This window comes from Bacillus sp. AFS040349, from assembly GCF_002577655.1.
In the GTDB taxonomy this organism is placed as follows: Bacteria; Bacillota; Bacilli; order Bacillales; family Bacillaceae; genus Metabacillus.
In genome coordinates, this window is sequence record NZ_NUMC01000008.1 from 23,194 (window position 1) to 49,991 (window position 26,798).

Genomic DNA, 26,798 nt, shown 5'->3' on the forward strand with positions numbered 1-26,798 from the left:
GATTTTCTTTTACATGTGTATGTCATTAGAATTCGGTTTAGAACAAGCCATATGAAATGCGAATGGTGTATAAATCTTAGCAACAACAAGACCACAAACCCGGTTAGGAATTAACCTTGATAGTTAACCTTTAAAATATGTTACATATCGAACGATTCTTGATTAATTTTCTCTTCCTTTACTACGCGATAAAGATTTGTCGCTTCTTCTTTTCTTGTCGTCTCTTTTAAATCTTCAATAACAACTGTAACTAGTTTTTGACCAAAACGAATAACAAGTTCATCCCCAATTTTAACATTGGAACTCGCTTTACCCGGAGTGCCATTAATGGCAATTCGACCTTGATCAGCGATTTCTTTTGCTAATGTTCTTCTTTTTATTAATCTTGAAACCTTGAGAAATTTATCCAGTCTCATTGTTCATCCCTCTTTTTATCTAAAGTCTTTGCCTCATTCCAGAGTTCGTCCATTTCTTCTAATGTCATCTTCTCTAGTTCCTTACCATTTTGCTTCGCTTGTTTCTCAATATAGTTAAAACGATCAGTAAACTTAACATTTGTAGAAGATAAGGCTTCTTCTGGCTCTATTTTATAGTGTCTTCCTACGTTAATAAAAGCAAATAATAGATCCCCAAATTCCTTCATAATAAGTTGCTGATCTCTTTTTAATGAGATTTCTTCTTCAAATTCCCTTATTTCCTCTTTAACTTTTTCCCAAGTGCCATCAATAGAATGCCAATCAAAGCCAACTTTTGCAGCCTTTTTCTGCAGATGATATGCCTTAGATAAAGCAGGTAATGATCCCGCTACGGAATCTAAAATCGATTGTGTTTCTGATAATCCTTTTTCGTTCTTTTTTATTTCATCCCAGTTTGCCAAAACCTCATCTGTACTATTTACTGCTGTTTCTCCAAATACATGAGGATGCCTTCTTACCATTTTTTCTGAAACCCCGGAAATAACGTCATCAATACTAAACATACCTTCATCTTCACCAATTTGAGCATGAAGAACAACCTGTAAAAGCACATCACCAAGCTCTTCGACCATATGGTCAATATCATCTTTATCAATTGCTTCAATTAACTCATAACACTCTTCAATTAAATACTTCTTTAAAGATTGATGTGTTTGCTCCTTATCCCAAGGACACCCATTTGGTCCTCTTAACTGGGCAATGATCTTTCTGAACGTTGGAAATTGGTGATAAACCATTTTTTCCTCTTTTATTGGTGGAACATATACACTGGTTAGATTATGAACATTCGTTTCCCGATCCAACTCGTATAGCTCCACTTCTTTCAGTTCTTGCTGACTGCTTCCCGCTGCAGTAACGATCATCACTTTATAATCATCAGGCAACTGTTCCATCAATGTTAGCTTTACTTCTGAAGCTATTAGTTGATCATATACTTGTGTAATAATAATATGACCTTGCAGTTGTAACTGTTCACTGCTTAAAGTCATTGCATCAACTAACTGAAATCCTTCAATCGGATCTATTTCCAGAGCTTGAAAGGTTGCATCAAGAAAGCTTTGTCCACCTTCAACCGTTACAATATACCCTTTTTCTCTACCTTCTGTTAGCAAAAGCTGTACCGTTTTTTCTGCAACAAGAGGATGCCCAGGTACTGCATAAACGATATCTGTATTCGCCGCCTTCTCCAAAAGAGTCTTAACAATATTGAGGTACACTCTGTCAAAGTCCTCATTTTCTTCATAAATAGAATCAAAAGACTCATAACGAATTGAGCTATCCAATTCATGAATAACAGGGTGCTCCTTTGTTCGCAAAAAAAGGTGCTCTGCTTTTGTTAGTAGCTGATATACACCAAATGGTAACTGATTAAGATCGCCAGCTCCTAGGCCGACTATTGTAATTTTTTTCGCCATTTATGTACCTCTCTATTTTATAATTTTATTTATAACCGGGATACTTTGCATTTCCTCTTTCGTAAAGACATTGCATTTAATAATTGCTATCCCATAAAAAAAGGCACCAATTACTACTCCTATTAAAGCAGTTATAGTTGAATAAGTCCGACTATGAATATTGATATAACTATTTATTTCTAGAGTTAGAAACAATACTCCAAGCATAACAATTAAGGATAGACCTATTTTATATAAGCTCTTATTCCCCCTAAAGGAATACCCCTTACTTATTAAATAAAACATCATAATAATTGATATAAACATATAAGCTATCAATGTAGATATTGCTGCTCCGGTAATTCCGAAATATTGTATTAATAGCTCATTACCAATAAATTTTATTCCAGCTCCAACAACAACAGCAATGGCTGGAACGAATGTATGTCCTAATCCTTGTAAGATTGCAAATAAAGTTAAGCATATGGATGTAAACAAAACGGAGCCGCTCAGAATCATTAAAACTTCAGTACCTGATGGATTTCTGAACAACATTGTATTAATAGACTTCATTAAGACAATTAATCCTCCAGAGGCACCTGCGCCTATAACAAAGCATAACTTTAATGAAAGCCTTAATTTTTCACGGATAAATCCTTCATCATTATTAGCCTTAGCATTGGCAATTGCCGGTACTAAAGATAAAGCAAACGAAGTAGCTACTACGGTTCCTAATTGTATTAAAGGCTGTCCTCTGTCATATACACCCTTTAATGTCTTCGCGGCTTCTTCCTCCATACCTCCATTTACTAAGAGAGAATACAAATTTAAAGCATCTATTAACTGAATGAGGATAAGCAATAAACTACTTATTCCAATTGTTAAGCTATATGTAAGTAATGTTTTTATGACTTTCCAGGTTGAAACAGGAGCAGTAAGGTTCCAACTAAATCGGTAACCCTTTTTCACCCAAATATAAATTAGTATTAATAACCCAGCTAAGCTGCCAATAATGGAAGAAAGGATAGCACCTTGACCTACAATATATAAATCAAAGCCTTCTCTAATTAAAAAGTATGAGCTTAATAAAATAAAGGTTACTCTAATGCCTTGTTCAACCACTTGAGAAGTAGCTGTTGGATTCATGTTTTGATCAGCTTGAAACTGTCCTCGTAACAATGAAACAAAAGGAACGATTAAAAACGAAACAGCAGCTAATTGAATCAATGGTTCTAAATGTATATCTCCCATAAAAATGGATAGAGGCGCTGATAATATGTATAAGAAAATGGATAAAGTCATGCCAAAGGCAATAAGGTACAAGAGAGTAATTGTCATTATTTTTGATCGGACCTTTATAGAATGACCATATCCATAATCACTCATTACCTTTGAGATCATTACCGGAAAACCGGAAGTTGCTAAAATAACACTCATACCATAAAAGGGATACACTTGTTGATAAATATAAAAACCAATATCCCCGACGATATTTTGATAAGGGACTCGGTAAGCCGCACTGAAGATTTTTGTAAGCAAGCCCGCTAAAGTCAAAATCATTGCACCTTGCATGGCTTTGTTCATATGGTTTTTCTGACTATTCATTCCGTCTCCTCTCCAAATCCTCTATCCGATTATAGCATATTTGAATAGCCTTCTTAATAAAGTAAAAGGGGTGGCATATTGCCACCCCTTTTCTAGCTTATTGTTCCATTTGGCGAGCTAAGAATCCTGCTGCTGTTTCTACAGCCTTATGCTCAACCTCACCAATTGATTGCTCTTTGGAAAGAATAATGACTGCTCCAATTGGATCACCATTGGCCACAATGGGTCCAATCGTATATGATTTAATATCTTCATTTAATCCTTCTACAACCTGAATTTCTCCAGCATCTGCTTTTAAAACAGAGTTTCTTTCCTCCATAACTTGCTCGATAACTTCACCGATGTTCTTATTAAGGTATTCCTTTTTTGAACCACCGGATACAGCAATGAATGTGTCTCTATCACAGATTAAAACCGGATGACCTAAACTATCATAAATAGCATCTGCATATTCCTTAGAAAAGTCGCTAAGTTCACTGATTGGTGAATATTTCTTTAAAATTACCTCACCATCACGATCCACAAATATTTCTAATGGATCTCCTTCACGAATTCGTAATGTCCTACGAATTTCCTTTGGAATTACTACGCGACCTAAATCATCAATGCGACGAACAATACCAGTTGCTTTCATCTTACGTTGCCTCACTTTCATCGGATGATAGGAAATTGACGATTGTTGATCCTGCCTGCATACAAAATAAATAATAATTAAAACCTCTTATTAAACAGGAGCTTTTTTCTATGTAACAATCATCGTTTGTTAAAAATAGTATCCTTCACCATTCGAGTAATATACATCCTTTACCGGATTTTTTAAGATAAAAGTGATAAGCAACTATTAATAATATCCTTTATGAACATTTATTAAACCTGTTTTATTGGAGAATTTCTTCTTTTTTCACTTGAGATAATCCATTTAAAAGTTCGGTCGTAATACCAAGCCATTTCTCAACAGCTAATCCTTTTGTATTAACTGTTAGCTTTAATTTACTGCCTTCCATTCCTAAACCAACAATTCGTTGATATTTATTACTTAAATCAAATAGTTTTTGACCATCAATTAAATTGCTGGCTTCTTCTTCTATGAGAATTGTGATGACTTCTTTATCTTGCTTAATTAACTCAACTCGTTCCTGAATAGCAAAGACCTTCAATTTTGCAATTTGGAAAAGATAATCAACCTCAACTGGATATTCTCCAAATCGATCAATCATTTCTTCTTGCAACTCTTCAAGCTCTTGTAATTCAGTAATTGATCTAAAGCGTTTATACATATCGATTTTTTGACGACCATCTGTAATATATGATTCAGGTAAATATGCATCAACTTGAAGATCAATTTCAACATCTATTGCTTTTTGTTTTGGTTTATCTGTTTGTCTTTCTTCAATAGCTTCTTTCAGCATTTGTGAATACAAATCAAAACCAACAGAATCAATGAAGCCATGCTGTTGAGCCCCTAAAAGATTCCCTGCTCCCCTGATAGAAAGGTCCCTCATTGCAATCTTAAAGCCTGAACCTAACTCGGTAAATTCTTTAATAGCTTGTAACCTTTTTTCAGCAACTTCTGTAAGCACCTTATCTTTTCGATACGTAAAATACGCATAAGCTACCCGGTTGGATCGACCTACTCGTCCTCTCAGCTGATAAAGCTGTGATAGTCCCATCTTATCTGCATCATTAACAATGAGCGTGTTAACGTTAGGAATATCAACACCTGTTTCAATAATAGTTGTGCTTACTAACACATCATATTCTCCCTCAAGGAAGCTTAACATAACAGATTCTAATTCATTTTCAGTCATTTTCCCGTGTGCATATGTGACTCTGGCATCAGGTACTAGCATAGAAATTTCCTCTGCTTTTCTTTCAATATCCTCTACCCGGTTATATAGAAAGAAAACTTGACCTCCACGAGACATTTCTCTTTCAATTGATTCTCGAACAAGTGCACCATTATATTCAACAACATATGTTTGAACCGGAAAACGATTTTCTGGTGGCGTTTCAATAACAGATAAATCCCTTACTCCTAGCATGGACATGTGTAAGGTTCTTGGAATTGGAGTTGCTGTTAACGTAAGCACATCCACATTCGCCTTTAATTGTTTTATCTTTTCCTTATGTGTAACACCGAAACGTTGCTCTTCATCAATAATTAACAATCCCAGGTCCTTATATTTTATATCTTTTGACAGAAGGCGATGTGTCCCAATGACCATATCAACAGTTCCATTACCTAATCCCTTTGTTGTTTCTGTAATCTCTTTTCTAGATCTAAAGCGACTTAAGAGACCAACATTAATAGGATAGTCCTGAAAACGCTCTCTAACGGTTTCATAGTGTTGTTGAGCTAAAATCGTCGTTGGAACTAGCAATGCAACTTGTTTACCATCTGTAATAGCTTTAAATGCTGCACGTATCGCAACCTCTGTTTTTCCATATCCAACATCTCCACATAAAAGGCGATCCATTGGACGAAGACGTTCCATATCCTTCTTAATTTCTTGAATGGAACGCATCTGATCTTCTGTTTCTTGATATGGAAAGGCTAATTCAAACTCTTTCTGCATTTCACCATCTGGTGAGAATGCATATCCTTCACTCGCTTCACGTTCAGCATATAATTTAATTAAATCATCTGCAATATCTTGGACCGAAGACTCAACCTTCTTCTTAACCCTGCGCCAGTCATTTCCTCCAAGCTTGTAAATCTTAGGCTCCTTGCCTTCAGAACCAACATATTTTTGCACTTGATCAATCTGTTCAACTGGTACATAGAGCTGGTCACTGCCCTGATATCTTATATTTAAATAATCTTTGTGAATCCCGTTTATTTCAAGTGTTTCAATACCAAGATATTTACCAATCCCATGATTAACATGGACAACATAATCGCCAACTTCTAGTTCTGAATAGCTTTTTATTCGCTCTGCATTCGAAAGCTTTTGCCTTCTAACCTGTTTTTTTACACGTTTCTTAAAAAGCTCTTCCTCCGTAATGACAGCAAGCTTTTGCATTGGTAGTTCAAATCCTGTTTGTAAATCTCCTTGAACAACTGAAATTTGACCAGCAATTAAGGGATCGTTTTGCCCCAATATCTTTGCCTGAATTTCATAGTCCTCTAATACATCCTCAAGCTTCTTTGTTCTTTCCTCATTTACGCCTAAAAACACAACAGAATATTGAGATTTTTGAAAGCGTTCAAGTTCATTCTTTAAAACATGCATCTGACCATGGAAATTTTGCATTTGTTTACAAGATATATTTAATATATTTTGTGGACTTGTATGTGGTACATGTCTTAAGAAAAGAGAAAGATAGATAGAGGGATGTTTACTTTTTGCCATAACATCCATATACGAATGTGAAACCTTTATTTCCTGTATAATTTTTCCTTCCTCAAGTAAACCGGTAAACCACTCTGCCTCTTCCCGTTCTAATTGATCATATGTTTCGTGAATTCTACTGATCTCATCCAAAATTACGATTGAATCAGTAGGAAAATAATCTAGTAAACTAGTAGGCTGCTCATATAGGAGAGAAGAATACTTAAATAGATCATGACTAAATTGGTTATTTCGTAATCGCTCCAAATCATATTGAATATGCTCAAGAAGCATTTCCTTCTGTTGCTCATTTTTTAGCTTTTTTAAATTCTTTGCTAAGCCGGCTTCAATACCTTCTATGCTTCGATTTCTTGCTTCTGCATCTATTAGTATTTCAACAGCAGGCCCAATCGTTATGGTTTTTAACATTTCTACTGATCTTTGATCATCTATATTGAAAGACCGAATAGAGTCAATTTCAGTATCAAATAGTTCGATTCGAACTGCATTTTCTTCTGTTAAAGGATAAATATCAATAATTCCACCACGAACACTAAATTCTCCAGGAGAGCTGACCATGTCTACTCTCTCATATCCTAATGAAATAAAATCTTGAATATAGTGGTCAAGGTCAATATCTTGTCCTAATGATAATTTGAATTGCTTTTGCTTCCATAGCTGTTTTGGAGGAATCAATCGCCTAACACCAGCTACTGGTACAACTACAATAGATTGTTTACCCTCTGACAGTCGGTTAAGAACTTCTATTCTTTGTGATTTTAATTCAGGGCTAGCAATAGCTACCTCTGATGCTATTAAATCATTAACTGGATATAGGTACACATCCTCTTTAATTAGGTTTAACAAATCCTCATAGACTTTTTGAGCTTGGAAAAGGTTATGTGTCACAATCAAGATTGACTTATTTAGTTCATGATACAGTGATGCTGTAAAAACAGTCCTTGCCGAACCGGATAGGCCCGCAACAAGCTGTTCTTTTAATCCCTCTTCAATACCAGATACAACGGTTTTAAAATCATCATTATGATAAAAATATTGCTGCAAACTATTCAAGCTAGAGCCCCCCTCTCAATTGATCAATTAAGTTTAACTGTAGTATGTTTGATTTTAATCATAAATGGTAAAGTACTTTACAATAGACATGTTGAAATGAGGACTCACCACATCAAAACAGAAAAATGCCTTGGGTATCACCCAAAGCCCTTACTGAATCAAATTATCCACCTGGTGAAGATCAGGGTTTCTATGTAGTGCATCCTGGCAGTCCTCGCAAATTGTTTTAACATGCATATCTCCATTTTGTTCGTAGGTAATCATTTCTTGACGTTCGTCATTTGTTAAAGAATCAAATCCTAGCTGCTGACTAGAAAGTGATTGATTATCAAGGCTTCCAACCTTCACACCACAGTGTCTACAATAATAATGCAAAGCCATGTTTAGCCTCCTGAAAGGTATGTTTTTATTGATAGTATGGACCTTCGTTCAGGAGGTTATACATGATAAAGGCTAAAAACACCCATCACGTTATCGTTCAACTAATTATACTCATTCATCACTTGAACAAATGATTGTTGAATCCAGCTTTCACATGCTTTTGCAGAGTAACTGATTGCCTCATTAATGCCTTGCAAATCAGCCTCCGTAAATTGACCAAGCACATAATCTGAAATCTTCATTCCAGTTGTTGGTCGGTCAATACCAACTCGAACTCTGTTGAATTCTTGGGTTCCCAAGTGTTGAATCATCGATTTTATTCCATTATGACCACCAGCACTTCCTTTGGCTCGCAGTCGAATTTTACCAACAGGTAAATCTAGATCGTCATATATCACAACTAAATCTTCAACATCCATATCGTAAAAATCCATTAAGGGCCGTATACATTCTCCAGATAAATTCATGTAGGTGAGTGGTTTTAATAATATGACTTTCTCTCCTGAAATATGTCCTATTCCATAAATGCCATTATACTTTTGGCGATCAAGAGGGATCGATAAATCTTCAGAAAGTTGGTCAATTACTTTAAATCCTACATTATGTCTTGTATTTTCATACTGCCTACCCGGATTACCTAGTCCGACGATGAGTTTCATATATACCCTCCTAACCCACATCAAATCATCTATTTCAATTTCTAGTGTTCTTAATTTTCACTAACATTTTATCTATTCATCTTATTTAGCATATTCATTCTCTGAACAAAAGTAAAGTGCCAGCTTTCCATTTTCCTTTAAGTCGATATAAAGGATGAAAAACTGACACTTTTAGACTTTATTTGCACCTAAGCTAACTCGTTTTTATTCCTCGTTGTGCTCTCGGCCTTCTTCATTTGTAGGAGTTCCAGGTTCTTGTTCTTCACCACTATCAATTTCCTCTTCCTGCTGAGGAGGTAAAATTGATGCAACAACCTGTTCCTCATCCTGAACAAATTGATATTGACCGCTTGATGTTAAGTCCTTTATATAAAGGGCGTCATTTACAGCTAAATTAGCAATATCAACATCAATTGTTTGTGGAATTTGTCCTGGTTTTGCACTTATTGTTACTTCATGTAAGGATTGTTGAAGAACGCCGCCATCCTTTACTCCTTGAGCTTCACCGGTTAAATGAAGAGGTACTTCTACCTCTACGTCTGCCTGCATGTCCACTATATGAAAATCAGCATGTACAATTTCATTCTTTAAAGGATCTGTTTGCATATCATACAACATAACAGCATGTGATGAGCCATCTACATCTAAATGAATAACTGTATTTTTTCCTTCTTCTCGTAATGTTTTAATAAGTTCAATGCTATCTAAAGCTACTGGCTTGCTTTCAACTTTTTTACCATAAATGATTGCTGGAATTTGCCCTGATTCACGTACCTTTCTTTTTGCTGAGTTAGTGAATTCAGTTCTTTTAACTGCTTGTAGTGTTGTCATAGTTTACACCTTCCTAACGAAATTCGTTCTTATATATTGTTTGCCCATAATGTGAAAGGTATAAACATTTTTTGCAAAAACTTGTCGATAAATACAAAAGCCCAAGGCGCCTGCCTATCTGCGAAATGCATAATTCAACTAGGAATATGTACCTTCAATTCCTAGTTGAATTATGACCTCGAACCGATGGCGCCTGGAGCTGGATGTCAAAGCGGTATCTATAGTTGATGCATTCTATAATTTACAGCAATAAAAAAAACCTACCCAAATCATAATGACTTGAATAGGTTTTAGTTCAATTAATCAAAAAGTAAACTTACTGATTGCTTTTCATGAACACGAATAATCGCTTCTCCAATTAAAGGTGCTACTGAAAGTTCAACAAGTTTATCAATTCTTTTTTCTTCAGGCAGTAGAATTGAGTTTGTTACAACTAATTCTTTTATTTTTGAGTTAGCAATACGCTCAATAGCAGGCCCTGATAGGACAGGGTGGGTACAGCAAGCATAAACTTCTTTTGCACCGTTTTCTTCTAGTGCATTGGCAGCTAATGTAATAGTACCAGCTGTATCGATAATATCGTCAATCAAAATTGCCGTTTTACCTTCAATATTACCTACAATGTTCATCACTTCTGCCACATTTGGTCTTGGACGTCTTTTGTCAATAATCGCAATTGGAGCTTTTAGTTTATCAGCTAATTTACGAGTTCTTGTCACGCCACCATGATCAGGAGAAACAATGACAATATCCTCTAGATTCTTTCCTAAGAAATACTCACCTAAAATTGGTACCCCCATTAGATGATCAATCGGAATATCAAAGAATCCTTGAATCTGTGGTGCATGAAGATCCAGTGTGATAACACGAGTAGAACCGGCAGTCTCTAAAAGATTCGCTACAAGCTTAGCTGTAATTGGCTCCCTTGCTCTTGCCTTACGATCTTGTCTCGCATAACCATAGTAAGGGATAACAATGTTAATTGTTTTTGCTGATGCACGCTTTAAGGCATCAATCATAATTAACAATTCCATTAAGTGCTCATTTACAGGATCACTTGTTGATTGAATAACATATACATCACAACCACGGATACTTTCTTCAATATTTATTTGAATTTCTCCATCACTAAAACGGGTAACAGAGCTTTTACCTAAATCAACACCAACAATATCCGCTATTTCTTTTGCGAGGGCCGGGTTGGAATTGAGTGCAAATATTTTTAAATTAGAATCTCCATAGCGATTTGACATGGTAAAGTGAAAACCTCCATTAGGAATTTTTATTATTTAATCGGTCTACATAATTCTCTTTATTTACTTGTCTTGACCGTGCAACTGACAATGCTTTTTCCGGTACATCATTTGTTACTGTGGAACCTGCCGCAACATATGCACCTTTTCCAATCGTAACAGGGGCAATTAGGTTTGAGTTACAGCCAATGAATGCACCGTCTTCTATTTTCGTTAGATATTTATTTTTACCATCGTAGTTAACAGTTATTGAACCACATCCAAGATTTACGTCTGCACCTACCTCTGCATCACCTATATAGCTTAAATGTGATGCTTTGCTGCCTTTGCCCATTTTAGATTTTTTCACTTCAACGAAATTACCAATTTTCACTTCATCAGATATTGTTGAAAGTGGACGTATATGAGCGAAAGGACCAATTGAAACGGAAGCACCTATTTCACTATCGTGAGCAACCGAATGCTTAATTGTTGTTGCATTGTTAATGTGGCAGTCTTTTATTTCTGTATTTGGTCCGATGATACAATCTTCACCAATAACCGTTTCTCCAATAATCATCGTTCCGGGATAAATCATTGTATCTTTACCAATAGATGCCTCAGCAGAGATATATGTTGAATCAGGATCTATAATTGTTACTCCGTTTTTCATATGGTCTTTATTAATCCGTTGCTTCATAATTTTTTCTGCTTGTGATAATGCAATTCGGTCATTTACACCTAATGTTTCATCAAAAGAAGAAGTTTGATAAGCAGAAACAATTTTTCCTTCTTTTTGTAGAATCTCAATCACATCTGGAAGATAATATTCTCCTTGAACATTATCGTTTGATACATGACTTAAAGCTTTAAATAATTCCTTATTATCAAAGCAATATGTACCGGTATTTATTTCTGTTATTTCTCTTTCTACATCACTCGCATCTTTATGTTCAACTATCTTTTCTACAGTTCCCTTATCGTTGCGAACTATACGCCCATATCCAGTTGGGTCTTCCGCTTTAGCTGTCAAAATTGTTGCCTTTGCCTCTGACTCATGATGGTGTGACAAAAGAGCAGACATTGTTTCTGATGTTATTAAGGGTGTATCACCACAAATAACGATGGTTGTTCCTTCTTCATTTTCTAAAAATGGAGCAGCCTGCATAACAGCGTGAGCCGTTCCTAACTGTTCACCTTGTAAAGCATATTCCGTTTTGTCACCTAACTGAGATTGTACCTTTTCTGCTCCGTGACCAACAACCGTTACAGTTTTAGATAAAGTTAGTTGTGACACTTGATCTAAAACATGCTGAACCATAGGCTTTCCACAAACAGGATGTAATACTTTATATAAAGAAGATTTCATTCTTGTGCCTTGACCTGCAGCTAGAATTACTGCATACCGATTATCCATTATTTAGGCCCCCAATTAGAAGTAATCTATAGAATGTTTATAATAGTACACCTTTTTATCCATAAAAAATATATCTTAAAATAAGTCCTATTTCAAGACAACAAAAAAAAGTACACGATATTTCTAATTTTAGCATAAGTTTTCCTTTTCGCACGTTTGTGACAGGAAAGTTCATTATTTTTAAAAAGTCAGAAAAGTAGATGGGAGTGGAATAATGGAGAGGTTGGTTGTTCTTTACTTATTATAATGGCAAAATAAAAAGAACTTTGCCCAATTAGGCAAAGTTCTTATCTTTATTTTATGAAGCACCTGCTTCTTCAAATTCTACTTCTAACTCACCTAAACGATGATATTCTGCTAATACAGCATCTTGAATTTTTCCGCGTGTACTAGAATTAATAGGGTGTGCAATATCTCTGAATTCACCGTCAGGAGTGCGCTTACTTGGCATCGCAACAAAGAGCCCGTTATTGCCATCAATTACGCGAATATCATGTACAACAAACTCATGATCTAACGTAATAGAGGCAATTGCTCTCATACGTCCTTCGGTATTTACGCGGCGTAATCTTACGTCTGTAACTTCCATTCTGTTCACCACCTTTTCCCCCATATGAAAAACTTTAGTTACTTAATTCAACGTTTTTTTTATTATTCCTTCCTTATTTTGAAATTTTTTTTATTTTTGGTCAAATTTATTGACAAAAAATAGTGAAAATCAACAATTTACTCCTTAACAGAAATTAAAATACCAATTTTATAAAGAAATTTTAATCGACATCTTAGTAGTTGACCCTGTTATTTCCTCTCCAATCATCTTTGTTGATAGAACCTATTCACTATTGTTAAAACAAAAAAACCAACCACAGTATGTGATTGGCAAAAGACATTATTTAATTAACGCAATAACTTCTATTTCAACTAAAGAATCTTTAGGTAGTCTTGCTACTTCGACACATGAACGGGCTGGTTTATGTTCTGAGAAGTATTGACCGTAAACTTCATTAAACGGGACAAATGAATTCATATCCTGAAGAAAGACTGTTGCTTTAATAACAGTTTCTAAAGAAGCTCCTGCTTCTTCAAGTACAGCCTTTAGATTTTGAAACACTTGATGTGTTTGTTCAACAACATCACCTGTCACCATTTCTCCTTCAGCTGTTAACGGTATTTGACCTGAGCTGTAGAATACGTTATTAACAATAATTCCTTGTGAATATGGTCCAATTGCTGCTGGTGCTTTGCTTGTACTAACTGTTCTCATTGAAATCCTCTCCAATCTTTTCTTCCTTAACAATTTGGAAGTAACTCCCATCTGTTACTTGGATATTTCGTTCACGAACGTCGACATCAGCTAATTTTACCAGTGAAACATATTGATCCACCAACCGCTCTTCAACGCCCTCAGTCTCGACTAAAACACCGATCCCTGCTACCTTTGCCTTAAATTCCTCAAGAAGGCTTACCATCCCATTTATGGTGCCTCCAGCTTTCATGAAGTCATCTATAATTAATACATTAGATCCCTCTTTTAAGCTTCGTTTTGCTAGCAGCATAGTTTGAATACGCTTAGATGAGCCTGAAACATAATTAATACTTACAGTTGATCCTTCTGTTACCTTACTGTCTTTTCTTACAATAACCACCGGTACATCCAGTTGTGCTGCTACTGCATAAGCCAACGGAATCCCTTTTGTTGCAACAGTCATAACAACATCGATCTTCCTGTTACTAAAAACAGTTGCAAAAAGCCGGCCTATTTTATTAACAATTGAAGGAGTGCCTAATAAATCAGTTAAGTATAAGTATCCACCCGGAAGTAGCCTCTCAGGTTTTGCAATAAATTCACAAAGTTCTTCAATAAATTGCTTTGCTTCACTTATCGCAACCTTTGGTATGAATTTGACTCCACCTGCTGCACCAGGAACTGTTAACAACGTTCCTATTCCTTGCTGCTCAAAAGTTTCTTTAATAATGGTTAAGTCTTCACTTATAGAGGATTTAGCAGATTGATACTTTTCAGAAAAATGGGTTAACGGCACTAAAGAATGTGGATGATGAAGCAAGTAGTTTGTCATATCAACAAGTCGACCACTACGACGAAATTTCATGAACTGGCAACCTCCAAAATCCGAATATTATTATTGTAAATATAACTTAATATCCGTATTTAATCAAGGATGTTTCGTTCACCAAGCATTCTTACAGCAAAAACCTGATCACAAAAACCCCTTAATCCATTGTAAACTCGTGGCAAACGTGATTCATATTGAACCAAGCCAAAGACTGTTGGTCCGCTTCCACTCATTAATACTGCATCTGCGCCAAACCTTTTCATTTGATCTTTTATGTTGGCCACCTCTGGATGCATTCGTAAAGTAACAGTTTCTAATACATTTCCCATAAGTGTACAAATTTGATTATAGTCATTCTTATGTAACGCCTCAATCATTCCCTCAACATTAGGATGCTTTAGTTGTTGAAGATTTAAATTCTTATAAACATCAGCTGTTGAAACCCCTATCGTTGGTTTCGCTAACACCACCCAGCAATGTGGAGGTGGATCTATATGATGAATAATCTCTCCTCTACCTGTTGCTAACGCAGTTCCTCCGTATACACAGAATGATACATCAGAACCAATTTCCGCACCAAGTGTAGCCAATTCATCAAGAGTCAGCCCAAGATTCCAAAGCTTATTTAAGCCACGTAAAGTTGCTGCAGCATCACTGCTTCCACCAGCTAACCCTGCTGCAACAGGAATTGTTTTTGTTATAGATATAGAAACTCCTCTATTAACTTGATAACGCTCCTTCAAAAGTCGTGCAGCTTGATAGGCTAAGTTCCTTTGATCGTCTGGCACAAAACGATTATGTGATACAATTCGAATTTCATTGTATGGTAGGTCAATCAGTTCAACCCGATCAGCTAAATCTATTGTTGTCATAATCATTTTAACTTCATGGAAGCCATCGTCACGTTTCTTTAGTACATCAAGTGACAAATTTATTTTCGCTGGTGCTTTTTCTAATACACGCATTGTCATCACCTACTTAAACGATCTAAAAATTGTATCAACATTGTACCACAAAAGCAGGTATTGTATTGCCTTTTTCGACAATTCCAGTTGAATTGAAACAGTTTTCACTATCATTGACCACGATTATGTCACTAATTCAAAAATGCTTGAATTTATAGTGAATTTTACATATAGAAAGAAAGGGCTGACCAAAACCTCACTTATCAAACTGAATAAGTGAGTAATTTTAGCCAGCCCCGCCGCTATCATTACTGATTTACATTATTTTGTTGGGCAAGCTGTTGTTGTGCTAATTCAATAGCACGTTTTACCATATTACCAGCATCACGTGAACGAATAGCTCCCCAGCCTTCTTCTTTTACTGTATCGTAAAAACCTAAGTCTTTTGCTAACTCATATTTAAAGTCTTCCGACATCATTCCACGACGACGTCTGCCCATGTCGACCACACCTTTCAAAGGATAAGCTTGGAATGTAAAAGAAAGAGATAGTACTGCGGCATTATTTATTATTTTCATAAAACAAAAGATATATGTAATGAAGACGTTAATAAGATCACTTTTAGACAAAAGAAAAAACAGTAAACATTGATGTCTACTGTCCACTAACTGCAAACGAACCTGTTGTATCTTCAAAAAATGTTAATTGCACTGTTTCGGTTAATACATCGGCATAGCTGTAAGATACTCGTTCAAATGAATTTTCATCTTGATCAAGCTCAATAACAAAGACAGATGGATAGGTTTCTGCTAGCACACCACAGCGTTCTATCGTTTTTCTACGACCACCATTAGCTTTAAGAGTTAGTCGTCTGCCAAGATTACCATCCAAGGACTTTTTAATATCCGTTAGAGTTTTTCCCATTGCATCCACCTCACTAATATGATTATACAACCTTCCGCCTATGTAAGTCAAATAAAATTAAAATTATAACAGTAATTTTTCACTACTGTCAATAAAATGTTTTCAACAAAATTCTCACTTTGTTATTGTTAGTTTGAACAAACATTCCCTCTTTTATGTATGAAAATGAATGTTTTTTATAAATTACTTTTCAAACGTTCATATTTTATCTCATTTCTCTCTGTGTACGGGTTATTTTTATATAAAAATCTTGAAAAATACTGAATATCAAATAATGACCTCCATTAAAAATCTTATAGAATTTTATCAAAAAACTTCTTAAGTATTCATCCTTTCAATCTCCCTAAAAACCGCATTGAAGCCAAATAACAGGATTTTTTACAGAAATAGAAAAAGCCACTTACATATGATACGTAAGCGGCGCAAGTTTATTGTGTTGTTGGCTTTCTATACGGCATTCCTGTTCTTAAAACTCCTCTTGTTTCCACACCACCAAGACCTTTTTCCCTTGTTAATGTGTTACGAAGAACTTCCCATACATTTATTCTTTCAACAAAAGGCGTAAAGCTTATTTTTGCTACAATATAAACAGGATCTAGTGCATGAATGTTTACTCTTGAAGGAGAGCTTGCAAAATTAGCTCCTGCACGTATCAAAGATTCAAAGTGAGACTGACATGCCCCGGCAAAGATTACAAGCTGATCAAGGTGTGGTACCTTATTTCTTGCATTACGAACAGTTTGAACAAAATGCTTAGAATGTCTATAGGCATTAATATCGTCAATGTTTCCCTTATGTTTTGAGTATGCATCATGTCCGGTTACAACCAATATATCAGGTCGGTATTTTAATAGGAGATCTGTGATTTTTTCCGGCATCTCTTTTTCATTAAGGTGAACACCATTAACCGGTACACCAATCTTCTCGTATAAAGCCAAGCACTTTTGTAAGTAAAGTGGATCTCCATCAACATGGAGGACTCTTCCCGGCATATGGAAAAACTCTTCATTATGGCTATAGCTGGATGTTGCATAGTATTCCTGCTTTTCCCTCAGAAGCTGATAATCCTGCCTAAATAAATGATAAGATTGATCAATTCGTTCTTTTTCTCTCTGCTTTCGGGAATTTCTCTCTGTCTCATCTACAAGAACTAAATCACTACAGTCAGCATCAGCTATTAATCTCACTTCATCACCATGTAAAATTGCAATCTGCTCTCCTGAAGCAGATGAAATGACATCAATCACTCTAAATAACAAATCAAAGTTATAAGATTTTCTTACTACAACATCTCCAATTTTTACTTGCATGTTATATCACTCCAATGAATGATTCACCTGAACACTTTTACTTACTCGTTAATCAGGCATCAAGATCTCTTATACACCTTAAGTAATCTTTTACCATGTATAAAATGTATCCTTTTCTAGCCTATGTAGTTTTTTGCTTTTGGTGATTTATATCATGGGGATATAAGCAAAGAAAAAAGCAGAAGATCAAGACTTATGTTGCCTGGATCTTCTGCTTTTCATTTATTTTACAACCTTTGCTAATGCATCACTTAATTTGGCGAATTCTTCAATAGAAAGAGACTCTCCTCTTCTTTTTCCATCAACCTCAACGTGCTCCAAAGTTTCTTCGATCTTTGCTTTTAATTCCTTGCCATTTGGAATAAAATGAACAAGGTTATTTAAAAGAGTTTTTCTTCGTTGTGCAAAACTCGCTCTTACAATTTTGAAAAAGAAATCTTCATCTTCCACTTCTACAGTAGGCTTGTCCCTTACTAATAACCGGATAATAGCTGAATCTACATTAGGTTGCGGAACAAACACTGTCTTAGGCACTGTCATAACTGTTTTAGCCTCTGTATAGTATTGAACAGCAATCGAAAGCGATCCATATTCTTTTGTTGATGGAGCAGCTGATATTCTGTCTGCTACTTCCTTTTGAAGCATAACGACAATTCCCTTAAGAGGTAGCTTATCTTCTAGCAATTTCATAATGATTGGAGTTGTTACATAGTAAGGGAGATTTGCCACAACCATAATCTCTTCACAATCGCTGAAATTTTCTTCAATTGCTTTTTTCAAATCAGCTTCCAATACATCCTGATGAATAACTGTTATATTTTCATAAGGGCTTAATGTTTCATTTAGGATTGGAAGAAGGCGCCTGTCTATCTCAAAGGCTACAACCTTCTTAGCTCTTCTTGCAAGCTGCTCAGTTAATGCACCAATTCCCGGACCTATCTCTATAACCCCTGTTTTGTCTGTAACATTAGCATGATCTACAATTCTTGAAAGTACATTTGGTTCAATTAAGAAATTTTGACCTAAGCTTTTTTTAAAAGAAAATCCATACTTTTCTAAGATGGCTTTTGTTCTTACTGGAGTTGCGATATCTTTTATCATTATTTAGTTTCCTCCTGTAGAATCTTCTTTACTGCATGAATGAATTCCACTCTACTGATTTGAAACATCTGCAGCCTTTTATGAAGTTGCTTTCCATTTGTATATCCAATTTTTAATAGTATCCCTAGTCTTTCTCTTCGATCTTTTGCTTGATTCCCGCCTATTAAGCCTGCATCTAATAAATCCTCAAACTCAATCTCACTCACAAACTCTGTCATCTCTTCCTTCACAGATTCAAGTGCCTGTTGAATGGCATCGATGGAAGCGTGTTCTACTCCAATGCCCTTTCCTCGCTTTGGTCTCGCTTGACTCTTAGGTAAAAACGCATGTTTACACCCTGGTACAAGCTCCGCTATCGTTTTTCTAATTTTTTCCCCCGGAAAATCTGGATCTGTAAATAAAATAACGCCTCTTGTTTGTTGTGCGAGCTTTATTTGCTCAATGACAGCATCTCCAATAGATGAGCCATTCGTTTCTATTGTATCGGCATCAACTGCCCGCTTAATAGCTGTTGTATCATCTTTTCCTTCAACAACAATAATTTCTTTTATTTTCATTATTTCCTCCAAAAAACTTGAAACTTTTTTCACTTTTATTACGTCTTATGTAGTGAAGAACTTCATTCTTATTATCTATTCTTACCTAAAGAGAATATAAACAGTATACAATGCTCAGAGTTTGAACAAAAGGTTTACCGTTTAGTAATGGAAAATAAATAAAAAACAGAGGACTAAACATCCTCTGTTATGATCTATTCTAAAATTTTAATTTTTACTCTCTTCGAACCCCATCGATAGGCAGCTGATTTTGAAGGGAAGAATACATCAATTTTATTCCCTTTAATAGCGGAACCTGTATCTCCAGCAACTGCATATCCATAGCCTTCGACGTAAACCTTAGTTCCCAATGGAATCACATTAGGATCAACTGCAATAACCTTAGCGTTAGGATTGGCACGTAAATTAATACCTGTAGCTGTTGTACCTGAACAACCATTACAGCTTGCTGTATATGCTGTTGAAGTTACATAAAATTCCCTTGCAACAGAATCATTTCCACGAGATACAGTGCTTGTTTGTTGCACTACCTTTGTACCTAAAGCAACCACACGATCTTCGCTTTCTTGGATTTTCTCTGTTTTAAGTAGTTTCCTGGATATTTCTTTTCCATTTTCCAAAGTAACTTCAAAGTGTTTCTCTTGCTTTCCTTCTTTACCGGACTCAAGCACTTTCTGACTTCCTTTTTCTATGTTGTTATCTTTTTTAGTTACAACATCAAAGGCTATTGGTTCTTCCACTACATCGGTGACTTTTTCTACCCGTGTAACCGTAATATCTCTCTTTTCAGTTACTTCATCTGTCAGAGCCGGTTCAACTTTATCTAATTCATTTAATGTAACGTTTTGATTTTTTAAAAAGTCAGCGACAGTAGTCGAAGTCGTCCATACTTGTTGTTTTTCTCCGCCAACATTTAGTGTAATCTGAAATGCTTTATCAATTGTTAATGACAAATCGCTTTCTATTACTGTATCTAAAGCTGGTTTAATTTGATCATGCTCTGTGACATCCAGGTTTTCTTGCTGTATCAGTTCTTTTACTGTATCCGCTGTTGTCCAAATTGTCCTTCGTTCATCACCCATTGCAACTTTAATTGGCTTTGCTGCTTTATAGGTGATTTCCATATTATCTTTAATCTTTTGATCGACTGAAGGTAATATGTCATCTTCTTTCCTTGTATCTATATCTCTTTCTTCTAGCAAATCATTTACAGTTTCTGCATGAGTACGAACTCTCTCCTCTTTACCGTTTACGGTAAGTAAGACTGTTTCTTTCGTCATCTCGTATGTACCAAATGCAGTACCGGTTCCCAATACTAGTAAACTAGTAGCGGATAGGACAAATTTGTTTTTTAACACTTTCTCGGAAAACAGCTTTTTTACATTTTTGCTTAAAATGAAAACCGCCTCCTTCTCCCTCGTGGATTATATAGAGTATCTTTCTTCTTGTCAACCCTTCAGACGTTGTCTCATTTTTTCAACGTATTCATAATTATGCTTAAAATTATGGAAAAAGTGAAGCAAGAGTTATCGACAAAGATATACTATGAGGAAAAATAGACATGTAGAACTTATTGATTTATCCTTTAAGTGGACAAGCTCTTCCATAACTCGACAACGTTCGTTATCGAGTTATGCCGAATACTTTCATTGCATTGTCGGACGTTTTTTCTGCAATTTCTTCAAAACTTACTCCTCTTAACTCAGAAATCTGTTCAGCCACATATCTCACATAACTCGGTTCATTGCGTTTTCCTCTATATGGATGGGGAGTTAAATAAGGGCAATCTGTTTCGATTAATAACCGGTCCATTGGAATTTCTTTCACTACTTCCTTCGGTTTCTTTGCATTCTTAAATGTTACTGGTCCACCAAATGAAATATAGAAATTCATCTCCATACACTGTTTTGCAACCTCTAAACTACCTGTGAAACAGTGCATAATCCCTCCAACTTCACTAGCGTTCTCCTCATGCAATATCTTCACAACATCCTCAGTTGCATCACGGTTATGAATAATAATTGGCAGATTCACTTCTTTTGCTAACTGAATTTGCTTCCGGAACACAACTTTTTGTATCTCTTTTGGTGATTTATCCCAATAATAGTCTAATCCCATTTCTCCAATAGCAACTACTTTTGGATGTTGTGACAATTCCCTAATCCAATTTAGGTCTTCTTCCGTCATATCTATTGCATCTACAGGATGCCAGCCTATTGCAGCATAAATCATATCATACTGTTCTATTAACTCCATTGCTCTTTTAATCGTTTCATGATCAAAACCTACAACAACGATATGTGAAACACCCTCACTTGTTGCACGTTCGATAACCTCTTCTAAATCTTCCTCAAATTGCACAGCATTTAAATGTGCATGTGTATCAAAAAGCACTATGACTAACTCCCTTCCTCATTCTATTCGACAAAACAAAAAGGTGTTCAACAAATTGTTACACGTGGAACACCCATTTTTTTTGCTTTTTAGACAAATATCATTTTTTTTCGAGAATGAAACATCCTTAGGGAGGAAACAGGATTTGGGCTGTATACCTCCCTTTGTGCTATCCACAGGATATTTCAGCTATTACTTATTATTAAGTCTTTTTAATGTTGACTTTTTATTTTACCCTTGAACCATTAGGAAGGTCAGCATCAACTGTAGCTACTGAGAGCATATCACCTTGTGAACCTGCCAGAATCATACCTTGAGAAAGCTCACCACGCAGTTTTACTGGCTTTAGATTCACAACACAAATCACCTTTTTACCAATTAAATCTTCTGGCTTATAGTGTTTTGCAATTCCAGATACTACTTGTCTTTTTTCATAGCCCAAATCTAATTGAATTTTTAATAAACGATCGGCTTTTTTCACAGGTTCAGCATGAAGGACCTCTGCTACACGAAGATCAACCTTCATAAAGTCATCAATTGTAATTTCTTCCATCGTTTCAGGAGCTACTATTTCTTCTTTCTTCTCTTCCACTGGTGCAGAACCTTTCATTTGTTCCTTAATATAGGAAACTTCTTCCTCTACTTCAAGTCGAGGGAAAATCGGTGCTTGTTTATTCACTGTTGTTCCATTTATTTGTCCAAATGAAGTAAGGCTATCCCAATTTTGAAGATCCTGATCCTCTATACCAAGCTGACTAAAAATCTTCACTGGTGTTTCAGTTAAGAATGGCTTTAATAGCACAGCAATGACTCGTAATGATTCTGCAAGGTGAACCATGACAGAAGCTAATTTTTCACGATCTTCTTCATTTTTGGCCAATACCCATGGTTGCGTTTCATCAATATATTTATTTGTTCGGCTAACAAATTGCCATAAAGAAGAAAGGGCAATAGAGAACTCCATTCTTTCCATTGAATCTTCATACTTTTTAAGCATATCTTGTGATGCTTTTACTAGAGGTTCATCATATTCTGTTTGATAACCATTATATGTTGGAACTTTACCTTCAAAGTATTTATCAATCATTGCTACTGTTCGATTTAGTAAGTTTCCTAAATCATTCGCTAAATCATAATTAACACGATCTATAAATCCTTCCGGAGTAAAGACACCATCAGATCCAAAAGGTACTTCTCTTAGAAGATAATAACGAAGTGCATCCAAGCCATACTTATCAATTAAGGTAACAGGATCAACAACATTACCTTTTGATTTTGACATTTTACCGTCTTTCATTAGCAACCAACCATGAGCAAATACTTTTTTAGGAAGAGGTAAATCTAACGCCATTAACATAATTGGCCAATAAATTGTATGGAAACGTACAATTTCTTTTCCTACTATATGAACGTTAGCTGGCCAATATTTTTTATATTTCTCATCATTCTCTGTACCATAACCAAGAGCTGTAATGTAATTAGAAAGTGCATCTATCCAAACGTATATAACATGCTTTGGGTCGCCAGGCACCTTTACCCCCCAATCAAATGTTGTACGAGAAACAGCTAAATCTTCTAGACCAGGTTTAATGAAGTTATTAATCATTTCATTCTTCCTTGATTCTGGTTGAATGAATTCAGGGTTTTCTTCATAGTAAGCTAACAAGCGGTCGGCATACTTGCTCATTCTAAAGAAGTAAGATTCCTCTTTAACTAATTCGACTGGATGGCCACTATCCGGACTTTTACCACCAACAATTTTTCCATTTTCCTTAATTGGGTCCACTAACTGCAGTTCTGTATAAAACGTTTCATCCGGAACAGAGTACCAGCCCTCATACTCATCCAAATAGATATCACCTTGTTCAACGAGTTTAGAAAATACTTTTTCAACAACCACTTTATGACGTTCTTCAGTAGTACGAATAAAATCGTCGTAAGAAATGTCCATTTTCTTCCAAAGTTCTTTAATTCCTGATACAATCTCATCTACATATTCTTGAGGTGTAATATTACTTTCTTCTGCTTTACGTTGAATCTTTTGACCATGCTCGTCCGTTCCTGTTAAATACATAACATCAAAGCCTCGCATACGCTTATAACGGGCCATTGCATCTCCTGCTACTGTTGTATAAGCATGTCCAATGTGAAGTTTTCCACTCGGATAATAAATAGGAGTGGTAATATAAAATGTTTTTTGATTATTTTCCATTATGTAACCTCCTCAAAACTAACTAACTATTATGTGGTGTTCTAGCAAAAACGCCCTCGCCCCTAAGGACGAGAGCGATTTAGTATGGTTTATTCAACATCATATTCATTTGATCAAGTCCTGTGATTTCATTAGGCTTTTTATGTACTTAGGTAGGTTGACATTACTAACCTATCCACCTCAAACTTTTTCATACTCTTTATGATACCATCTTAGCCCTTAATATCAAGATTATATACCTAAAGTTTTTCTATTTCAGCCATTCGACATGATCGTATTGAATTTTGTCGAAAGCACCTAGGCTTTTGTCGAAACTTACCTAATGGAAATGTAAATTTTGTCATAAAATGTATATCAATTATCTTCCATTTCTAGGTTTTACTTACATATCATTCGGGTAAGTAACTAAGTAAACCTTGTTATATCAGTTTCCCAAAAGAATTCCCCTATATTTTTACATGGAAATATAGTAAAAATGATTGACGTTTATTGGAAACACTGATATGCTTAATTCAAATCATTTTTTGTCGAATATTGACGAAGTTTATCAAAAATATAGAGCATATATAGATTGAGAGGAGATCATTAAAATGAAATCTACAGGAATTGTACGTAAAGTTGACGAGTTAGGGCGTGTAGTTATTCCAATCGAGCTTCGCCGCACACTAGGAATTGCAGAAAAAGATGCATTAGAAATTTATGTTGATGATGATAAAATCATCTTAAAAAAATACAAACCTAATATGACTTGCCAAATTACTGGTGAAGTTTCTGATGATAACTTAGCGTTAGCAAATGGAAAATTAGTTTTAAGCCGTGAAGGTGCTGAACAAATTTTATCGGAAATTAAAAACCAATTAATTAATAAATAATTCTAATTTTTAAATTACGATATATATAATCAGATAAGTAACTTGGTTATTACACTTAGTTTTTAATCCTGATAGTAAAAAAAGGGATCGATGATGATCCCTTTTTTTATTCTACATGAAATGCTTGATAAACGTCTCTCTTTTGAATCTTTCTTTCAGTTGCAACCTTTTTAATCGCATCTTTTGATGATAAACCCTCATTTATATAATGTTCAACATGTTCTTTCATTGACAGTGAATCCCACCAAATGTCTTCGTCAACTAGTATATCTTCATTAGAGCCTTCAATAATGATACAAAATTCTCCGCGAATTTCTGTTTCCTCTGTCCACTTCAATACATCCTCTATGCTTCCACGAATAAATTCTTCAAATTTCTTAGTTAATTCTCTTGATAAACAAATTGTACGATTTCCTAGACTTTCATGCATAAGTTGTAATGTTTCTTTAAGGCGATGCGGAGACTCGTATAAAATAATTGTTTCTTTCCGAATACGCAGTGACTCTAGTTGATTCCGCTTTTCCTTTTTTTGTCGATCTAAAAATCCAAAAAAGAAAAATGGTTGGGGTGTAATACCTGATCCAATAAGAGCTGTTAATGCTGCATTCGCACCCGGTAATGGGATCACCTTTCCTCCTATATCCAGGACCTGTTTCACTAATTCACTTCCAGGATCTGAAATAGTTGGCATTCCCGCATCACTAATTAATGCTATATCTTTACTTTGCTGTAAATACTCAATAACACGAAGTCCACTAGTTTGTTTATTATGTTCATGATAGCTAAAGATAGGTGTAGAGATCTCAAAATGATTACATAACTTTTTTGATTGTCTCGTATCTTCAGCTGCAATTAAATCAACTTCTTTTAACACCTTAATTGCGCGAAGTGTCATATCCTCAAGATTTCCAATCGGAGTCGGTACTAAATACAAGTTTCCGATTTCACTTTCTTCATGTTGAAAGCTTTTTTGAGTTTTTATCATATTTATTACCTGCTCTCTATGTATCGTTTCTTTTTTTCCTTTGTTAACTTTTTAAAACGAATCTCCATCCTTAGTGCATCACCTTTAGAGTCATACTCCTCAGAATATAAAAGTTTCACAGGAGTTCTTCCTCTCGTATACTTAGCACCTTTTCCATCATTATGTTTTTGAATTCGTTTTGCTAAATCAACTGTATATCCAGCATAATAGCTTCCATCACTGCACTCTAACACATAAAAATAATGGTTGGCCATTTACCCTTCTCCTTAGTGTTAACCGTTCTCGGATCCATATAATATTTTCTTTATAACCGGCGTATACTCATGATTCTCATCATACACAAAGATCGGGGACATCAACTTCAAATCTGCTTGTCCACCTTTTATTCCTTCGATTAAGAGTGTATTTGCTTCTTTCCCTTGTTTTGGATAAACAAATTGTATTCTTTTCGGCTCTATCCCATATTTTCTCATTAATTCTGTTATATCAACCATTCTCCCTGGCCTATGAACGATTGCAACTTTTCCGCCTTGTTTCACAAGTTGACTACAAACTCTTATCACATCTTCTAATGTGCATAAAATTTCATGTCTTGCAATTGCGAGATGTTCATTAAGATTTTGTTTATCTTTAGCAGGAGTTTTAAAATAGGGAGGATTACATGTCACAACATCAAACTTTCCATATCCAAGTTCATTTGGCATGTCTTTTAAATCACCATGGATTAACTTAATTTTGTTTTCTAACTTATTATATTCAACACTTCTTATAGCCATTTCATACAGTCTTTCTTGAATCTCAACACCTACAATATTACCTTTTGTTCTTGTACTAAGAATAAGAGGGACAATCCCATTCCCCGTACATAAATCAATGATCTTTCCTTTTTGAATAGGCATATATGCAAACCTAGAAAGTAATACAGCATCTAATGAAAAGGAAAAAACTGTTGGACTTTGGATAATTCTTAAATTTTCAGCTAATAAATAATCCAATCTTTCGTCACCTATTAACTTAACCATCTTTCTCAATGCTCCTTTTTAAGCTCTCTATTCTGTGCTT

Annotated in this window: 25 protein-coding genes and 1 pseudogene; 1 reads left to right on the plus strand and 25 read right to left on the minus strand. The window is 35.4% G+C overall.

All coding sequences use genetic code 11. From position 1 onward, the window contains the following. Nucleotides 1-140: 140 nt before the first annotated feature. From COD11_RS02035 to metG, 22 genes and pseudogenes are all read right to left on the minus strand, one after another. Nucleotides 141-416 carry an RNA-binding S4 domain-containing protein gene (locus COD11_RS02035; RefSeq protein ID WP_098795092.1) on the minus strand — a complete coding sequence of 92 codons (276 nt, stop codon included), beginning with the start codon at nucleotides 414-416 and terminating at the stop codon, nucleotides 141-143. Then, complete coding sequence (yabN, locus tag COD11_RS02040; RefSeq protein WP_098795093.1) at nucleotides 413-1,891, minus strand: bifunctional methyltransferase/pyrophosphohydrolase YabN; 1,479 nt, start codon at nucleotides 1,889-1,891, stop codon at nucleotides 413-415. Before yabN ends, COD11_RS02035 begins: the two co-directional genes overlap by 4 nt. Before the next feature lie 12 nt (nucleotides 1,892-1,903). Further along, entirely contained in the window at nucleotides 1,904-3,475 is a 1,572-nt protein-coding gene (locus COD11_RS02045; protein ID WP_098795094.1) for a putative polysaccharide biosynthesis protein, read from the minus strand. A gap of 97 nt (nucleotides 3,476-3,572) precedes the next feature. Further along, nucleotides 3,573-4,109, minus strand: a complete 537-nt coding sequence (gene spoVT / locus COD11_RS02050) for a stage V sporulation protein T (RefSeq protein WP_098795095.1) — start codon at nucleotides 4,107-4,109, stop codon at nucleotides 3,573-3,575. 244 nt (nucleotides 4,110-4,353) lie between these two features. Beyond that, nucleotides 4,354-7,881: a transcription-repair coupling factor gene (gene mfd / locus COD11_RS02055; protein ID WP_098795096.1), complete on the minus strand. Its 3,528-nt coding sequence runs from the start codon at nucleotides 7,879-7,881 to the stop codon at nucleotides 4,354-4,356. Nucleotides 7,882-8,031: 150 nt separating this feature from the next. After that, a complete protein-coding gene (fin, locus tag COD11_RS02060) occupies nucleotides 8,032-8,262 on the minus strand; it encodes an anti-sigma-F factor Fin (protein WP_098795097.1) in 231 nt (76 codons plus the stop codon). Between the two features lie 101 nt (nucleotides 8,263-8,363). Further along, on the minus strand, nucleotides 8,364-8,921 hold the full coding sequence (pth, locus tag COD11_RS02065; RefSeq protein ID WP_098795098.1) for an aminoacyl-tRNA hydrolase: 558 nt from the start codon (nucleotides 8,919-8,921) through the stop codon (nucleotides 8,364-8,366). Nucleotides 8,922-9,125: 204 nt separating this feature from the next. Further along, nucleotides 9,126-9,752 (minus strand): 50S ribosomal protein L25/general stress protein Ctc, encoded by a 627-nt coding sequence (locus COD11_RS02070; protein WP_098795099.1) that lies wholly within the window; start codon nucleotides 9,750-9,752, stop codon nucleotides 9,126-9,128. 299 nt (nucleotides 9,753-10,051) lie between these two features. Then, the gene (locus COD11_RS02075; RefSeq protein WP_098795100.1) at nucleotides 10,052-11,005 is read right to left on the minus strand and encodes a ribose-phosphate diphosphokinase; all 954 of its coding nucleotides are present in this window, start codon (nucleotides 11,003-11,005) and stop codon (nucleotides 10,052-10,054) included. 19 nt (nucleotides 11,006-11,024) lie between these two features. Beyond that, nucleotides 11,025-12,401, minus strand: coding sequence for a bifunctional UDP-N-acetylglucosamine diphosphorylase/glucosamine-1-phosphate N-acetyltransferase GlmU (gene glmU / locus COD11_RS02080; RefSeq protein WP_098795101.1), 1,377 nt, complete (start codon nucleotides 12,399-12,401; stop codon nucleotides 11,025-11,027). A gap of 298 nt (nucleotides 12,402-12,699) precedes the next feature. Further along, nucleotides 12,700-12,990: a septation regulator SpoVG gene (gene spoVG / locus COD11_RS02085; protein WP_026562422.1), complete on the minus strand. Its 291-nt coding sequence runs from the start codon at nucleotides 12,988-12,990 to the stop codon at nucleotides 12,700-12,702. Nucleotides 12,991-13,290: 300 nt separating this feature from the next. Next, complete coding sequence (locus COD11_RS02090; RefSeq protein WP_098795102.1) at nucleotides 13,291-13,665, minus strand: RidA family protein; 375 nt, start codon at nucleotides 13,663-13,665, stop codon at nucleotides 13,291-13,293. Next, the gene (gene purR, locus COD11_RS02095; RefSeq protein WP_098795103.1) at nucleotides 13,652-14,512 is read right to left on the minus strand and encodes a pur operon repressor; all 861 of its coding nucleotides are present in this window, start codon (nucleotides 14,510-14,512) and stop codon (nucleotides 13,652-13,654) included. Before purR ends, COD11_RS02090 begins: the two co-directional genes overlap by 14 nt. 59 nt (nucleotides 14,513-14,571) lie before the next feature. Further along, entirely contained in the window at nucleotides 14,572-15,441 is an 870-nt protein-coding gene (gene ispE, locus COD11_RS02100) for a 4-(cytidine 5'-diphospho)-2-C-methyl-D-erythritol kinase (RefSeq protein ID WP_098795104.1), read from the minus strand. A 248-nt stretch (nucleotides 15,442-15,689) separates the two neighbouring features. After that, on the minus strand, nucleotides 15,690-15,881 hold the full coding sequence (locus COD11_RS02105) for a small, acid-soluble spore protein, alpha/beta type (RefSeq protein ID WP_098795105.1): 192 nt from the start codon (nucleotides 15,879-15,881) through the stop codon (nucleotides 15,690-15,692). 154 nt (nucleotides 15,882-16,035) lie between these two features. Further along, on the minus strand, nucleotides 16,036-16,305 hold the full coding sequence (gene veg / locus COD11_RS02110; RefSeq protein WP_026562427.1) for a biofilm formation stimulator Veg: 270 nt from the start codon (nucleotides 16,303-16,305) through the stop codon (nucleotides 16,036-16,038). A 428-nt stretch (nucleotides 16,306-16,733) separates the two neighbouring features. Further along, nucleotides 16,734-17,615: a sporulation peptidase YabG gene (gene yabG, locus COD11_RS02115; RefSeq protein ID WP_098795106.1), complete on the minus strand. Its 882-nt coding sequence runs from the start codon at nucleotides 17,613-17,615 to the stop codon at nucleotides 16,734-16,736. Nucleotides 17,616-17,837: 222 nt separating this feature from the next. Continuing rightward, on the minus strand, nucleotides 17,838-18,716 hold the full coding sequence (rsmA, locus tag COD11_RS02120; RefSeq protein WP_098795107.1) for a 16S rRNA (adenine(1518)-N(6)/adenine(1519)-N(6))-dimethyltransferase RsmA: 879 nt from the start codon (nucleotides 18,714-18,716) through the stop codon (nucleotides 17,838-17,840). Further along, nucleotides 18,716-19,273, minus strand: coding sequence for a ribonuclease M5 (rnmV, locus tag COD11_RS02125; protein WP_098795108.1), 558 nt, complete (start codon nucleotides 19,271-19,273; stop codon nucleotides 18,716-18,718). The genes rsmA and rnmV overlap by 1 nt, the downstream gene beginning before the upstream one ends. A gap of 194 nt (nucleotides 19,274-19,467) precedes the next feature. Beyond that, nucleotides 19,468-20,729 (minus strand): annotated as a pseudogene (locus tag COD11_RS02130) (ubiquitin-like domain-containing protein); the annotation flags it as partial. A 167-nt stretch (nucleotides 20,730-20,896) separates the two neighbouring features. Further along, nucleotides 20,897-21,667, minus strand: coding sequence for a TatD family hydrolase (locus tag COD11_RS02135; protein WP_098795110.1), 771 nt, complete (start codon nucleotides 21,665-21,667; stop codon nucleotides 20,897-20,899). 226 nt (nucleotides 21,668-21,893) lie between these two features. Further along, nucleotides 21,894-23,879: a methionine--tRNA ligase gene (gene metG, locus COD11_RS02140; protein WP_098795111.1), complete on the minus strand. Its 1,986-nt coding sequence runs from the start codon at nucleotides 23,877-23,879 to the stop codon at nucleotides 21,894-21,896. Between the two features lie 584 nt (nucleotides 23,880-24,463). Between metG and COD11_RS02145 the strand changes: the two genes are divergently transcribed. Beyond that, complete coding sequence (locus COD11_RS02145) at nucleotides 24,464-24,751, plus strand: transition state genes transcriptional regulator AbrB (protein WP_098795112.1); 288 nt, start codon at nucleotides 24,464-24,466, stop codon at nucleotides 24,749-24,751. A 106-nt stretch (nucleotides 24,752-24,857) separates the two neighbouring features. Here the strand turns inward: COD11_RS02145 and rsmI are convergent, their stop codons facing one another. Genes rsmI through COD11_RS02160 form a run of 3 tightly spaced genes read right to left on the minus strand, consistent with a single transcriptional unit; the run spans nucleotide 24,858 to nucleotide 26,758 of the window. Next, nucleotides 24,858-25,736, minus strand: a complete 879-nt coding sequence (rsmI, locus tag COD11_RS02150; RefSeq protein ID WP_098795113.1) for a 16S rRNA (cytidine(1402)-2'-O)-methyltransferase — start codon at nucleotides 25,734-25,736, stop codon at nucleotides 24,858-24,860. Between the two features lie 5 nt (nucleotides 25,737-25,741). Beyond that, nucleotides 25,742-25,990 (minus strand): GIY-YIG nuclease family protein, encoded by a 249-nt coding sequence (locus COD11_RS02155; RefSeq protein WP_098795114.1) that lies wholly within the window; start codon nucleotides 25,988-25,990, stop codon nucleotides 25,742-25,744. An 18-nt stretch (nucleotides 25,991-26,008) separates the two neighbouring features. Beyond that, nucleotides 26,009-26,758 (minus strand): tRNA1(Val) (adenine(37)-N6)-methyltransferase, encoded by a 750-nt coding sequence (locus COD11_RS02160; protein WP_098795115.1) that lies wholly within the window; start codon nucleotides 26,756-26,758, stop codon nucleotides 26,009-26,011. Nucleotides 26,759-26,798 lie beyond the last annotated feature (40 nt).

Coding starts and splice junctions, on each gene's coding strand:
- spoVG (WP_026562422.1), bottom strand. CDS start 12,990: ATGGAAGTTACAGACGTAAGATTACGCCGCGTAAATACCGAAGGACGT.
- COD11_RS02160 (WP_098795115.1), bottom strand. CDS start 26,758: ATGGTTAAGTTAATAGGTGACGAAAGATTGGATTATTTATTAGCTGAA.
- yabN (WP_098795093.1), bottom strand. CDS start 1,891: ATGGCGAAAAAAATTACAATAGTCGGCCTAGGAGCTGGCGATCTTAAT.
- rsmI (WP_098795113.1), bottom strand. CDS start 25,736: ATGATAAAAACTCAAAAAAGCTTTCAACATGAAGAAAGTGAAATCGGA.
- COD11_RS02075 (WP_098795100.1), bottom strand. CDS start 11,005: ATGTCAAATCGCTATGGAGATTCTAATTTAAAAATATTTGCACTCAAT.
- ispE (WP_098795104.1), bottom strand. CDS start 15,441: ATGCGTGTATTAGAAAAAGCACCAGCGAAAATAAATTTGTCACTTGAT.
- pth (WP_098795098.1), bottom strand. CDS start 8,921: ATGAAACTCATCGTCGGACTAGGTAATCCGGGTAGGCAGTATGAAAAT.
- COD11_RS02090 (WP_098795102.1), bottom strand. CDS start 13,665: ATGAGAACAGTTAGTACAAGCAAAGCACCAGCAGCAATTGGACCATAT.
- COD11_RS02035 (WP_098795092.1), bottom strand. CDS start 416: ATGAGACTGGATAAATTTCTCAAGGTTTCAAGATTAATAAAAAGAAGA.
- rnmV (WP_098795108.1), bottom strand. CDS start 19,273: ATGAAAATAAAAGAAATTATTGTTGTTGAAGGAAAAGATGATACAACA.
- purR (WP_098795103.1), bottom strand. CDS start 14,512: ATGAAATTTCGTCGTAGTGGTCGACTTGTTGATATGACAAACTACTTG.
- metG (WP_098795111.1), bottom strand. CDS start 23,879: ATGGAAAATAATCAAAAAACATTTTATATTACCACTCCTATTTATTAT.
- veg (WP_026562427.1), bottom strand. CDS start 16,305: ATGGGAAAAACTCTAACGGATATTAAAAAGTCCTTGGATGGTAATCTT.
- yabG (WP_098795106.1), bottom strand. CDS start 17,615: ATGCAAGTAAAAATTGGAGATGTTGTAGTAAGAAAATCTTATAACTTT.
- COD11_RS02155 (WP_098795114.1), bottom strand. CDS start 25,990: ATGGCCAACCATTATTTTTATGTGTTAGAGTGCAGTGATGGAAGCTAT.
- glmU (WP_098795101.1), bottom strand. CDS start 12,401: ATGGATAATCGGTATGCAGTAATTCTAGCTGCAGGTCAAGGCACAAGA.
- COD11_RS02070 (WP_098795099.1), bottom strand. CDS start 9,752: ATGACAACACTACAAGCAGTTAAAAGAACTGAATTCACTAACTCAGCA.
- spoVT (WP_098795095.1), bottom strand. CDS start 4,109: ATGAAAGCAACTGGTATTGTTCGTCGCATTGATGATTTAGGTCGCGTA.
- COD11_RS02105 (WP_098795105.1), bottom strand. CDS start 15,881: ATGGGCAGACGTCGTCGTGGAATGATGTCGGAAGACTTTAAATATGAG.
- rsmA (WP_098795107.1), bottom strand. CDS start 18,716: ATGATAAAAGATATCGCAACTCCAGTAAGAACAAAAGCCATCTTAGAA.
- fin (WP_098795097.1), bottom strand. CDS start 8,262: ATGGCTTTGCATTATTATTGTAGACACTGTGGTGTGAAGGTTGGAAGC.
- COD11_RS02045 (WP_098795094.1), bottom strand. CDS start 3,475: ATGAATAGTCAGAAAAACCATATGAACAAAGCCATGCAAGGTGCAATG.